This is a genomic window from Streptomyces sp. NPDC005648 (assembly GCF_040605395.1).
Classification (GTDB): Bacteria; Actinomycetota; Actinomycetes; order Streptomycetales; family Streptomycetaceae; genus Streptomyces.
On sequence record NZ_JBEXCS010000013.1, the window covers coordinates 89,638 to 102,489 of the forward strand.

A 12,852-nucleotide genomic window follows, 5' to 3' on the forward strand; every position below is an offset into this window, starting at 1 on the left:
AGGGGTCCGGCGGGGTTGGTCGAAGCGGGTTCCGGCCGGGCTGGTCGGCCGGGCCAGTAACTGGAGTCCGCCCGGGCTAGCCGATGAGGGTCCCGCTCGGGCCGGACCGACCGTAGCGGGGTCCGGCCGGGCTGGGCGATGAGGGGCCTGGCCGGGCTGGTCGGCCGGGCCAGTAACTGGAGTCCGCCCGGGCTAGCCGATGAGGGTCCCGCTCGGGCCGGACCGACCGTAGCGGGGTCCGGCCGGGCTGGGCGATGAGGGGCCCGGTCGGGCTGGTCGGCCGGGCCGGTCGAACTGGGGTCCGGCCCGGCTGGTTGGCGCGAGGTGCGGGTGGGTTAGTCGAAGCGGGCCAGGTCCCGTAGCCACGCTGTTGCGGAGCTGTCCGACGGTGCGCGCCAGTCGCCGCGCGGTGACAGCGAGCCCCCCGCCGAGACCTTCGGGCCGTTCGGCATCGCCGAGCGCTTGAACTGGGCGAAGGCGAAGAACCGCCGGCAGAACACCTCCAGCCAACGCCGGATCTCCGCTAGGTCGTACGTCACCCGCTTGGCCTCGGGGAACCCCGGCGGCCAGGCACCGCTTTCCACGTCGTGCCACGCGTGCCACGCCAGGAACGCGATCTTCGAGGGCCGGAAGCCGTACCGCAGCACGTGGAACAGCGTGAAGTCGTGCAGCGCGTACGGCCCGATCTTCGACTCCGTGGACTGCATCTCCTCGCCCGGCACCAGCTCGGGACTGATCTCGGTGTCGAGGATCGCCGCGAGGATCTTCCCCGTCTCCTCGTCGAACTGCCCGCTGCTGATGACCCAGCGGATGAGGTGCTGGATCAGCGTCTTCGGCACACCGGAGTTGACGTTGTAGTGGCTCATCTGGTCGCCCACGCCATACGTCGACCAGCCGAGCGCCAGCTCCGACAGATCACCCGTGCCCAGCACGATGCCACCGCGCTGGTTGGCGAGCCGGAACAGATAGTCGGTGCGCAGACCCGCCTGCACGTTCTCGAAGGTGACGTCGTACACCGGCTCGCCGGACGCGAAGGGGTGCCCCATCTCCTTCAGCATCAGCCGCGCCGTCGGCGTGATGTCCAGCTCGGCCGCGGTGACCCCGAGCGCCCGCATCAGCGCATGGGCGTTGTCCTTGGTGTGGTCGCTGGTGGCGAACCCGGGCAGCGTCCAGGCCAGGATGTCGCTGCGCGGGCGCCCCGCGCGGTCCATCGCCCGCGCGGCGACGATCAATGCGTGTGTGGAGTCCAGGCCACCGGAGACCCCGATGACCACCTTCGGCCCGCCGATGGAGGCCAGCCGCTGCTGAAGCCCCGCGACCTGGATGTTGTACGCCTCGTAGCAGTCCTGTGCGAGCCGCTCGGCGTCGGCCGGCACGAACGGGAAGCGCTCCAGGCGACGGCGCAGCCCCAGATCGGTGAGCGGCGGGTCCAGCTCGAACCCCACCGTCCGGAAGTCACCGGTCCGCGCCCGGTGGGTACGGCGGTTCTCGTCGAACGTGCCCATCCGCTGCCGCTCCTGCCGCAGTAGATCCAGGTCCACGTCGGCCACCGCGTACTCGTCGCCCAGGGGGAAGCGCTCGGTCTCGGCCAGCAGCACGCCGTTCTCGTAGACCATGGCCTGGCCGTCCCAGGAGAGGTCGGTCGTCGACTCGCCGAGGCCGGCCGCCGCGTAGACGTACGCGGCGAGACAGCGGGAGGACGCCGAGCGGCACAGCAGCTTGCGGTCCTCGGCCCGCCCGACCGTGATCGGGCTGCCGGAGAGGTTGACGAGGAGGGTCGCACCGGCGAGGGCGGCCTCCGCGCTGGGCGGCACCGGCACCCACATGTCCTCGCAGATCTCCGCGTGCAGCACCAGCCCGGGGACGTCCTCGGCGGAGAACAGCAGATCCACGCCGAAGGGGACGGTCTCGCCGCCCACGCGGATCGAACCGCCGCGCTCGTCGGCGCCGTCGGCGATCTGCCGACGCTCGTAGAACTCCCGGTAGTTCGGGGGGTACGACTTCGGCACGACACCGAGGACCCGGCCGCGGTGCACGACCACCGCACAGTTGTAGACCCGGTCGCGATGGCGCAGCGGGGCCCCGACGACCAGCACCGGCAGCAGCTCCGCCGACCCGGCCACCACCTCCCCGAGCGCCTCCTCGACCTGGTCGAGCAGGGCGTCCTGCAGCAGCAGGTCCTCGATCGAGTAACCGCACAGCACCATCTCCGGGAAGACGGCGACCGCCACCCCCTCCTCGGCGCACCGCCGCGCATGGCGCAGGACCGCCGCGGCGTTGGCATGCGGCTCGACGATGACGGTGTGACCCGTACACGCGGCGACGCGTGCGAAGCCGTGCTGATAGATCGACCAGAAATTCAAGGCAGGCACCCGTCCAGTGTAATCGTCAGACCGACACGATGGGGGGTGCGGGGTCGGGACGTCGCCAGACCCCGCACCTTCACGCTCCTCAGTCGCGGTACCCCAGAACCGTCATCATTCCCGCCTCCGCGTGGTAGACGTTGTGGCAGTGGATCATCCACAGCCCCGGATTGTCGGCGTCGAAGTCGACCTTGAGCGTGCCGTTCGGCAGCACCAGCGCCGTGTCCTTGCGCGGGCCGCCCACCGCATCGGCCAGCGCGAAGGTGTGCCCGTGCAGATGGAGCGGGTGCCACATGGTCGTCGAGTTCTCGAACTCCAGCCTCACCCGCTCTCCGGCGAGCACGGGGTGCCGCTGAGAGGGCGTGTACGGCTTCTTGTCGAACGCCCAGTCGTAGTGCGCCATCCCGCCGGTCAGCCGGAGCCTGACCGTCCGGTCCGGTTCCCTCCGCGCGAGCGCCACGGTGGCATCGGCGGTGAGCCGGTCCGCGGTCAGGAGTCTGCCGTCGAGTTCCCTCGGGCGGGCCGAGGCGGTGGGCGCGGTACCGCCGCCGGTGCGCAGCAGGGCCATCGTGGCCGCCTTCTTGCCCTCGGCGAGCGCGGTGAGCGGGAAGACGCCGTCGCCCGCGGTCACCAGCACGTCGTACCGCTCGCCCATACCGATCAGCAGCGCGTCCGTCGTCGCGTGCCGCACCGGGAAGCCGTCCGTGTGTGTCACCGTCATTCGGTGGCCGCCGAGGGCCACGCGGAAGGCGGTGTCACCGCCCGCGTTGACGAACCGGATGCGGATACGGTCCCCGGGGCGGGCCCGGAAGGCCGAAGGCGCCTTCGCCGTACGCCCGTTGACCAGGTAGTACGGGTACGCCACATCGCCGGCGTCGCCGCCCAGCAGGTCACTGGTGCCCCCCATCAGCATGCGGGAGGGGCCGGAGGGGGAGGCGGAGGTGGAGGGTGAGGGTGAGGGCGACGATGAGGCCTGACCGCCCATGGACATGCCCGACATCCCGTGCCCGGAGTCGCCCATGTCCATGTCTCCGCCCATGTCCATGCCTCCGCCCGCGTCCATTCCCATGCCGCCGCCCATGCCCCCGCGGAGCTGGGCGAGCACCGCGTCCGGCGTCGAGCCGGCCACCCCGTCGACCCAGTCGTCCAGGACGACGACCCACTCCTTGTCGTAGGAGAGCGGCTCCCTGGGGTCCTCGACGATCAGCGGGGCGTACAGCCCGCGGTCCTGCTGGACGCCCGTGTGCGGGTGGAACCAGTAGGTGCCCGGGTCCGGGACCGTGAAGCGGTAGGTGAACTCGGCGCCCGGCGCGACCGCGCGCTGGGTGAGGCCGGGCACGCCGTCCATGTCGTTGCGCAGGGCGAGGCCGTGCCAGTGCAGGGAGGTGGCGGCCGGAAGGTGGTTGGCCAGGGTCACGGCGAGGCGGTCGCCCGCGGTGACACGGATCTCCTTGCCGGGCAGCTCACCGCCGTACGACCAGGACCTGACCGTGCGCTCGCCGAGGTCCAGTGGGGTCTCGGCGGCGGTGAGGCGGATCTCGCGGGCGGTGCCGCTCGCGCCCGCGGCGCGTTTCTTCTCGGCGGCGGCGACCTGCGTGCCGGCCGGGTCGACGTAGCCCTTGGGGGCGGGGGTGCTCGCGGTCGAGCCCGAAGAGCCCGAGCAGGCGGCCAGGATGCCCGTCCCGGCGACGGCGAGGGATGCGCCGAGTACGGAGCGGCGCGTGGGAGTACGCATGACGTGCTGACACCTCGTCTGAGTGGTGCTGGTGAATGGCCTGGACGCATCTGCTGCTTCTGGTACACCGCTCGGGGCACGGAGGTTCCCACCCCGAAAGGGTGATCCGTGCGAGCAGGCCGAAGCAGCCGGTGCGCAGGCCTAGATGCGCAGCACCGACAGACGGGAGAGGAGAAGCCCCGGTGGGGGAGGGTTGGGCCACAGGGCCCGTAGGAGAAGCGCGGGGCGGACGGGTCGTACGACCGTCGTGGCGCCCCCGGTCAGCGCCGCTGCGAGCAGCAGACCGAGCGTGAAGGTGCCCAGCACCGCCAGGCACACGGACGACGGATCCATGCCGTCCATCGCGGGGGACCCGGCGCTCGTCCCGTGCGCCGTCCCGACCTGGAGATGCACCGCGACGGGCGACGGAGCCCCGCCGCCCTCCTCCGAGGGATGCCCCAGTGTGTGCATGGTCAGGACGCCGAGGAGCAGTACGGCGAACAGCAGCAGCCGTCCGTACGTCTGACTCCTCGACCGGTCCATACCCCGCACCCTACCCCCACCGGGTATGCGCGTGCGCCCGCTCCCGGGAAGGGAACGGGCGCACGGTCACCGCGAGGATCAGTGCTTGCGGTAGGACTCCACGTAGCCGTTCGCGGGCGTACCCACGCCGGTGACGTCGTCGTAGCCCTTCACCGCGGACAGCGAGCTGTCCTTGCCGAGGCTGCGCACCGAGGTGAGCAGACCGCCGGTGGCGTCGTAGCCGTTGGCGAAGTCGACGCGTGCCACCGCCAGGTCCTTGCCCGTGGGCTTGTCCGTGACGTCGTGGTACACGCCCTTGTTGTAGCGGGCGTAGATCTCCGGGTTGGCGAAGCCGATGGCCTTGCCGCCCCGGGCCTCCTGGGCCAGCGCCTGGACGGCCGCGATCACCGGAGCGGCGAGCGAGGTGCCGCCGATGCGGTACTCGTCGTAGCCCAGCGTCCCGTCCGGCAGGGTCTGCGTCTGGCCGACCTTGAAGCCGGTGTTCGGGTCGGCGATCGCCGAGATGTCCGGAACGACGCGGTTGCCGGTGGCGTTGTTCGCCGTGGCGAGCGCGTTCGGGACGACGCCCTTCTGGTAGTAGGGCTCGGCGACCGTCTTGCTGGTGCCACCGCCCGCACCCGAGGTGAACGCGCCGGGGAAGTCGGTCCAGCTCTTGCCGTCCGCGGACAGCTTGGCCTTCTCGGTGCCCCAGCCGGTCTCCCACTGGTACGTGTCGTTCTTGCCGACCGCCAGCGAGGTACCGCCCACCGCCGTCACCCACGCCGAGTTGGCCGGGGTGTCGACCTGCTTCGTACCGGTGTTGGCGACCTCGTCGCCGTTGTCACCGGAGGAGAAGTAGAAGCCGATGCCCTCGACCGCGCCGAACTGGAACACCTGGTCGTACGCGGCGGCGAGGTCCGGGGTCTGGTTGGCCTCGATGTCGCCCCACGAGTTGGACACGATGTCGGCGAGGTGGTTGTCGACCACCTTGCTCAGCGCGTCCAGCAGGTCGTCGTCCATGCAGGACGCCGCGCCCACGTACGTCACGTCCGCGGCCGGCGCGACCGCGTGCACGGCCTCGACGTCCAGGGTCTCCTCGCCGTACCAGCCGGCGGCGGAGCAGTCCGTGGTGTTCGTGTACTTCTTGGGCAGCACCTGGTGCAGCTGGCTCGTCGACCACTTGGCGTCACCGTGCTTGCCGGCGTACGTCTGCGCGTCGAAGGCGATGTACGGCGAGGCGTACGCGTCCGTGATGGCGACCTTGACGCCCTTGCCGGTGTACTGGCCGGCACCGTAGGCGGCGCGCAGCTGCTTGCCGGTGTAGCCCTGGATCGCGTACGGGATCTTCGATCCGTACGCGTCCGGCAGCGTGCTCGCGATGTTCGAGCCGAAGTACGACGAGAACGGCCCGGAGTTGCGGAACACGGTCTCCGGCGGCGGCAGCTGGTCGTCGTGGTTCGCCTTGTGCGGCGCGTTGTCCAGGCCGGTGACGGTCAGGACGGCGCCCTTGAGGCTGTCCGGCGCCGAGGCCGTCTTCGACGGCGCCCGGTAGGTCTTCGAGCCCTTGGTGTAGTTGTGCAGCTGGGTGCCGAACGCCTTCTCGGCGGCGGCCACGTCACCGGTGACGGAGACGTAGTGCTGCGAGACACCGGTGACCTTCAGGCCGTTGGACGTCAGCCACGACTTGACCGCGGCCACCTGTGCCTTGGTCGCGCCGAACGCGGCCTGCGCCTTCTTGGCGCTCAGGTACTTGCCGTACAGCGGCGAGCTCGGGTCGGACACGGCCTTCGCGTAACGGGCGAGGCCGTCCGCGTCCTTGCCCGCGAGGTAGACCCGGAGGTGGACCTGGGCGCCGTTCGAGGCGTCGCCCTTGTCCGCCTTGGCCGTGGCCCACGCGGGCTTGGTGCCCGCGAGGGCGTCCCGGCCCGGGTTGTCCGCGGCGTGCGCCGCGGGTATGCCGAGCGCCAGCGCGCCGGCGAGCATGGGCAGAGTTGCCGCCATGCTCGTGGCACGCAGTCTGGCGCGGTTGGATCTCATTGAACCCCCTGCGATGCGGTTCTTCGCACGTGTGGTCGGTCGTCGCCGTGATCCGCGTAGACAACCCGCTCCGCGGCGGAGGCGCGGGCACTGGATCAAGCGATGCTGGCCACTCTTGCGATGAACCGTTCATGCCAGGGGAAACCGCACACCAAGAGAAACCCAAGTAACCGTCAGGCGGGGCGATTTGCGGCTTTCGTTCTTACGGCGTTGTAACAAGCCCTGTCAGGAACGCGCTTTCGCGCCCCGCTCCTTCAACATCCCGGCCATCAGTTGAATTTCGGACTGCTGTGCGTCGACCATTCCCTGCGCGAGCCGCTTCTCCACCCCGACCGTGCACTTGGCGACACAGCCCTCGGCCATGTGGATACCGCCCTTGTGATGGTCCGTCATGAGCTGGAGGTAGAAGACCTCGGCCTGCTTGCCGTTGAGGGTGCCGAGCCTCTTCATCTCGGTGTCCGTCGCCATGCCGGGCATCAGTGAGCCGTTCCCGCGCTCGGGCATGTCGCCCATGCCCATCCAGGACATCGGCGGCTTCGCCGACACCTTCGGCAGCTCCCACAGGTCCAGCCAGCCCAGCAGCATGCCCCGCTGGTTGGCCTGCGTCTGCGCGATGTCGTACGCGAGGCGCCGTACCTCCTCGTTCTTCGTGCGGTCGCGCACGATGTACGACATCTCGACGGCCTGCTGGTGATGCACCGCCATGTCCCGGGCGAACCCGGCGTCCGCGGAGTCGGCGGTCGGTGTCCGCACGGCGCCCGGTCCGTCGTCCTCGGCGACCGCGTAGGTGACCGCGCCGGCCGCGACGAGCACCGCCGCCGCGGCCCCCGCGACCCAGCCGATGTGCTTCTTCATGTCACATCGTCCCGCCGGTGCAGGAGGCACCGGGCTCGGGGGTCTGGTCGCCCTGCACATAGGTCTCGAAGAACTTGGCGACCTCGGGGTCCTTCGCGCTCGTCACGCCCAGCTGGTGCCCCCAGGCCGACAGCTCGATCGGCGCGCTCTGGTCGGCGTACGGGCTCATCAGCGAGTACGGCGTCTGCTTCACCTTCGCCGCGAGCGTGTCCACGTCGGACTTCGACGCCTTGTCCGTGTACGTCACCCAGACGGCGCCGTGCTCCAGCGCGTGCACCGCGTTCTCGTCCTTGACGGCCTTGGTGTACACGTTGCCGTTGCAGTTGAGCCAGACCGGGTTGTGGTTGCCGCCGACCGGCGGGTGCATCGGGTACTTCACGGTGCCCTCGACATGGGTGCGGGACAGCTTGCCCGTCCAGGTCCGTACGCCGTCCTTGGCCGCGGACCAGTGACCGGAGTCACCCGAGCTCTTCGAGTCGCTCGCCGTGTCGTCCTTCTTGCCGTCCTGCGACTTCACGACGAACACCCCGCCGGCCACCAGCGCCGCCACGGCGACCACGCTGCCCGCGATCACCAGGATGCGGTTGCGCCGCTCACGGGCCTGCTCGGCGCGCCGCATCTCTTCTATACGCGCCTTGCGCGCCGCGTTGCTGGTCTTGTTGCCGGTGGCCATCGGGTGTCCTTCTTGGGGGAAAAGGGACTGCTGGGCCCGCTGATCCTAGTAGGACCGCCGGACGGAATGGAGGGCCGTAGGTCCTTCTGCCGGGCCGCCCATTACGGATGTCGGTGCGAGCAGGCAAGATGGGCGGTGAGCAGTGCACCTGCCGTTGGTGAGGCGTTCAGACCGGAGTCGGACGGCCGATCATGGTCCGCAACGCGCATGAAATGCTGTTGTGGTGTGATGCTCAGGTGCCCGACCGCCTCCTCTGGGACAAGGAGACAGGCGGCCTGACCAGCAAGGATGGGGAAGCGGAAGATGGACAAGCAGCAGGAGTTCGTGCTCCGGACACTGGAGGAGCGCGACATCCGGTTCGTACGGCTGTGGTTCACGGACGTGCTGGGCTTCCTCAAGTCCGTCGCCGTGGCCCCCGCCGAGCTGGAACAGGCATTCGATGAGGGCATCGGCTTCGACGGCTCGGCCATCGAGGGATTCGCCCGGGTGTACGAGTCCGACATGATCGCCAAGCCGGACCCGTCGACCTTCCAGGTCCTGCCCTGGCGCGCCGAGGCCCCCGGCACCGCGCGTATGTTCTGCGACATCCTCATGCCGGACGGCTCCCCGTCCTTCGCCGACCCGCGCTACGTCCTCAAGCGCGCCCTCACCCGCGGCTCCGACCTGGGCTTCACCTTCTACACCCACCCGGAGATCGAGTTCTTCCTGCTGAAGGACCGCCCGCTGGACGGCACCCGCCCGACGCCCGCCGACAACTCGGGTTACTTCGACCACACCCCGCAGAACATCGGCATGGACTTCCGCCGCCAGGCGATCACCATGCTGGAGTCGATGGGCATCTCGGTCGAGTTCTCCCACCACGAGGGCGCCCCCGGCCAGCAGGAGATCGACCTCCGCTACGCCGACGCGCTCTCCACGGCCGACAACATCATGACCTTCCGCCTGGTCATGAAGCAGGTGGCGCTGGAGCAGGGGGTCCAGGCGACCTTCATGCCCAAGCCCTTCTCGGAGCACCCCGGCTCCGGCATGCACACCCACCTGTCCCTCTTCGAGGGCGACCGGAACGCGTTCTACGAGTCCGGCTCCGAGTACCAGCTCTCCAAGGTCGGCCGCTCCTTCATCGCGGGCCTGCTGCGGCACGCGGCGGAGATCTCCGCGGTCACCAACCAGTGGGTCAACTCCTACAAGCGCATCTGGGGCGGCTCCGAGCGCACGGCCGGCGCCGGCGGTGAGGCTCCCTCCTACATCTGCTGGGGCCACAACAACCGCAGCGCCCTGGTCCGCGTCCCGATGTACAAGCCCGGCAAGACGGGCTCCGCGCGGGTCGAGGTCCGCTCCCTGGACTCCGGCGCCAACCCGTACCTGGCCTACGCCGTCCTCCTCGCCGCCGGCCTCAAGGGCATCGAGGAGGGCTACGAACTCCCGCCGGGCGCCGAGGACGACGTCTGGGCCCTCTCGGACGCCGAGCGCCGCGCCATGGGCATCGAGCCCCTGCCCCAGAACCTGGGCGAGGCCCTGACCCTGATGGAACGCAGCGACCTGGTCGCCGAGACCCTAGGCGAGCACGTCTTCGACTTCTTCTTGCGCAACAAGCGCCAGGAGTGGGAGGAGTACCGGAGCGAGGTCACCGCGTTCGAGCTGCGGAAGAACCTGCCGGTGCTGTAGGGGCGGGTCGACACGGATCGACACGGGGCCGGCGGTCGTGGACCGCCGGCCCCGTCCGTGTGTTCCGGGCCGTCCGGGCCTCAGGTCAACCGCCTCGTACCGCAGTGCGGTTGGGCGCCGCCCGGCATGATCCGCCCCCTCGACTGGCGGCATCACCGGGCCGGTGATTGCATGGAAGTGAGGCGTTTGGGCCGGGCAGCGATGGCGAGTGGCACGGCACCGGAAGAGTCCGATGTGCCGCGCGTTCCCACCACTTGAGCCGCATCCCCGTGCCGACCACTACGGCCGCGTCCCCGTGCCGACCACTTCAGCGGCGTCCCCTTGTGATGACTATGCCCACCTGAGTGTGTGATCTCGTGGAAAGGGGTCCCTCATGCCCGAGCAGCAGCATGTCCTCCTCGATGGAAGCAAGCGGCCCCACCCCACGGGGTCCGCGCCGCTCGCGAAGGCCGTCGATCCGGAAGAGGAGATCGCGGTCACCGTTTCCCTGCGCGACGCGGGAAAGAACGAGCATCCGGAGCGGCGCCGGGCGGACGCCGAGAAGGTGAAGGAATCCCTCGGGCGCTACGGGCTCCGGGTGACCGACGAGCGTCTCGAGGTCGGCAGCATCGAGATGAAGGGGAAGGCGAAGGACCTCAACACCGCTTTCCAGACCGAACTCAAGCTCTATCACGGGGAGCGGCAGGGCGAGTTCCGGGGACGGGAAGGGGAACTCGGGATCCCCGCCGACCTCGACGGCATCGTCGCCGGAGTCTTCGGACTCGACAAGCGGCGGGTGGCCCGGCGCAAGGTGTTCCCCGGCTCCGGCGATCACGGATCGTTCACGCCCGCGGACCTGGAGGAGCAGTACCAGTTCCCGGAAGGCGCCGGTGAAGGCCAGAAGATCGTCACCCTCGAATTCAACGGAGCCCTCTTCGACGACGACATCGACATCTTCTGCCAGAACCACGGGCTGAACACCCCGGCCGTGGAGGTCGTGCCGGTGGGATACATCCCGCCGCGCAGCCTCCAGGAGCTCAAGCAGCTTCCCCTCCAGGCACGGCGCCTGGCGTTCGAGGTGGCGGGTGAGGTCATGATGGACGTGGAGATCCTGATCGGGCTGTGCCCCGAGGCCGACATCTCCGTGTACTTCGCCGAGTGGGACCAGAAGGGCTGGATCGATCTGCTCGACCGGGTCATCCTCGAGAAGCCCGTCTCGGTGTCGATCAGTTACGGACTGGCCGAGGACCACCCCGACTGGTCGCTGCTGGGGCTGACGGAGATCAACAAGCGCCTCGCCGGCGCGGCGGCCAAGGGCATCACCGTCTGCATCTCCTCGGGCGACGACGGCTCCGGCGACCAGATGGACGACCACGACTGCCATGTGGACTTCCCCTCGTCCAGCCCCCACACGCTGAGCGTCGGCGGCACCGTCATCGTCAGCCCGGGAGTGGAGAAGTCCTGGTGGGTCTCGCCCGGTGACCGCCGGGGCGGCGGTGGAGCGACCGGCGGCGGGGTCAGCGACGTCTTCAAGCGGCCCGCCTGGCAGACCGTCCAGGTCGACTCCCTCAACCCGGGCGCCATCAAGGGACGGGTCGTCCCGGACGTCGCCGCGCTGGCGGGGCCGCCCTTCTACGACCTGACGTTCGCGGGCGGTTCCCAGCCCAACGGCGGCACCAGCGCCTCCGCGCCCCTGTGGGCCGCCCTCGTCGCACGCGTCAACGCCCTGCTCCCCGCGAGCAAGCAGCAGCGGTTCCTCACACCGCTGCTGTACCGGACCGGTACCGACGGCACGCCGCTCGGCCGGCACATCTGCCGGGACATCGACACCGGCCACGACAACGCCTCGTTCCCCTTCCCGGGCCGGGGCTACAAGGTCCGCAGCGGCTACGACGCGGTGACCGGCTTCGGGGTGCCCGTCGGCGTCGAACTGCTCAAGGCGCTGGAAACGGTCTGAGTGACGCGCCTCCGCCTCAGCGGACGAAGCCGACCTCAGCGGACGAAGGCAACCACAACCTCAGCGGACAAAAGCAGGGGAGACGGCCGCGGTGCTGATGCGCCGTGCCGTCCCCCCACCGTCCGCCGGCACCGAGTACAGATCGGCGCCGTAGTCTCCCGGCAGGGCGTAGACGAGGGTGTGGTCGTCCTTCCACACCGCCTGGTCGTCCACGCTGCGTGACTCCGCCAGGGCCGTCTCACGCATCGTTCGCAGGTCGAGGACGTACAGGCGCCACGGCGCGTCCTTCGACAGGCCCGGCACCCGTTTCTTGAAGGCGATGCGTGTGCCGTCGGGGGAGAGGGACGGGCATTCCACGTTGGTGTGCAGCGTGGTGACCGTGCGCGCCCGCAGATCGCCTCTGACCAGGTACGTCTTTCCCTTGGTCGCCATCGTCGCGTAGAAGGTCCGGTCGTCCGCGGCGAACGTCACCCCCCAGAAGTTCACGTCCGCCGCGTGGTAGGCGCGGCCGTCCTTGACGACGCGGTACGCCTCCAGGGTGGACGTCAGTTTTCCCGTGCGTACGTCCACGATCGCCGCCCGCGTCGAGAAGTCGGTGCCCGCGTAGGAGTCGCCGCCGACGAACGCCGTCCAGGCCGCGTAGTGGCCGGTGGGGGAGACCCGGGCGCGGGAGGGGATGCCGGGGACGTCGTAGCGGTACCTCACCTCGAGGCGGGCGTCGAGGATCACTGCCCGGTAGGTGTCCGAGACGGCGCCGTGCACGGCCTGCAGGCAGACCCCCGTGCCCGAGGCGGCGTAGAAGCGCAGGCATTTCACGCCCGAGGCGGTCCTCGGGCCCGACGGGTCGGACGCCGGGACCGTGGTGAGTTCGTCGCGGTGCGGGCCCCACGCCATGTTGCGGAAGATCATCCGGCCGCCCGCCGTCAGGTCGACCACCCCCGGCGTCACCTTCGGACCGCCCGGCTGGGTCTGGTCACGGCGTTCGGCGCGGGCCGACGCGTGCAGGACCGACGCCACCGCGACCGCCGCGAGGGCGAGCACGGCCGCGAGGAGGACGAGAAGGCGGTTGCGGACGGTCATACGGTCG

9 protein-coding genes are annotated in these 12,852 nt (G+C 70.0%); 2 read left to right on the forward strand and 7 right to left on the reverse strand.

The window, feature by feature from the left end:
• Nucleotides 1-335: 335 nt before the first annotated feature.
• From ABZT17_RS10520 to ABZT17_RS10545, 6 genes are all read right to left on the reverse strand, one after another.
• Complete coding sequence (locus tag ABZT17_RS10520; RefSeq protein ID WP_356346356.1) at nt 336-2,372, reverse strand: NAD(+) synthase; 2,037 nt, start codon at nt 2,370-2,372, stop codon at nt 336-338.
• A 79-nt stretch (nt 2,373-2,451) separates the two neighbouring features.
• Nucleotides 2,452-4,098, reverse strand: a complete 1,647-nt coding sequence (locus tag ABZT17_RS10525) for a multicopper oxidase family protein (RefSeq protein WP_356346358.1) — start codon at nt 4,096-4,098, stop codon at nt 2,452-2,454.
• 141 nt (nt 4,099-4,239) lie between these two features.
• On the reverse strand, nt 4,240-4,620 hold the full coding sequence (locus tag ABZT17_RS10530; protein ID WP_356346362.1) for a hypothetical protein: 381 nt from the start codon (nt 4,618-4,620) through the stop codon (nt 4,240-4,242).
• Between the two features lie 78 nt (nt 4,621-4,698).
• On the reverse strand, nt 4,699-6,636 hold the full coding sequence (locus ABZT17_RS10535) for a S53 family peptidase (protein ID WP_356346364.1): 1,938 nt from the start codon (nt 6,634-6,636) through the stop codon (nt 4,699-4,701).
• Nucleotides 6,637-6,861: 225 nt separating this feature from the next.
• Entirely contained in the window at nt 6,862-7,491 is a 630-nt protein-coding gene (locus ABZT17_RS10540; RefSeq protein WP_356346366.1) for a DUF305 domain-containing protein, read from the reverse strand.
• A 1-nt stretch (nt 7,492) separates the two neighbouring features.
• Nucleotides 7,493-8,164: a DUF3105 domain-containing protein gene (locus ABZT17_RS10545; RefSeq protein WP_356346369.1), complete on the reverse strand. Its 672-nt coding sequence runs from the start codon at nt 8,162-8,164 to the stop codon at nt 7,493-7,495.
• A gap of 303 nt (nt 8,165-8,467) precedes the next feature.
• On the opposite strand from ABZT17_RS10545, the gene ABZT17_RS10550 reads away from it, so the two are divergent.
• Both ABZT17_RS10550 and ABZT17_RS10555 read left to right on the forward strand, forming a co-directional pair.
• Nucleotides 8,468-9,829 (forward strand): glutamine synthetase family protein, encoded by a 1,362-nt coding sequence (locus ABZT17_RS10550; protein WP_356346371.1) that lies wholly within the window; start codon nt 8,468-8,470, stop codon nt 9,827-9,829.
• Nucleotides 9,830-10,202: 373 nt separating this feature from the next.
• Entirely contained in the window at nt 10,203-11,765 is a 1,563-nt protein-coding gene (locus ABZT17_RS10555; protein WP_356346373.1) for a S53 family peptidase, read from the forward strand.
• Between the two features lie 60 nt (nt 11,766-11,825).
• Here the strand turns inward: ABZT17_RS10555 and ABZT17_RS10560 are convergent, their stop codons facing one another.
• Nucleotides 11,826-12,845 carry a TolB-like translocation protein gene (locus ABZT17_RS10560; RefSeq protein ID WP_356346376.1) on the reverse strand — a complete coding sequence of 340 codons (1,020 nt, stop codon included), beginning with the start codon at nt 12,843-12,845 and terminating at the stop codon, nt 11,826-11,828.
• Nucleotides 12,846-12,852 lie beyond the last annotated feature (7 nt).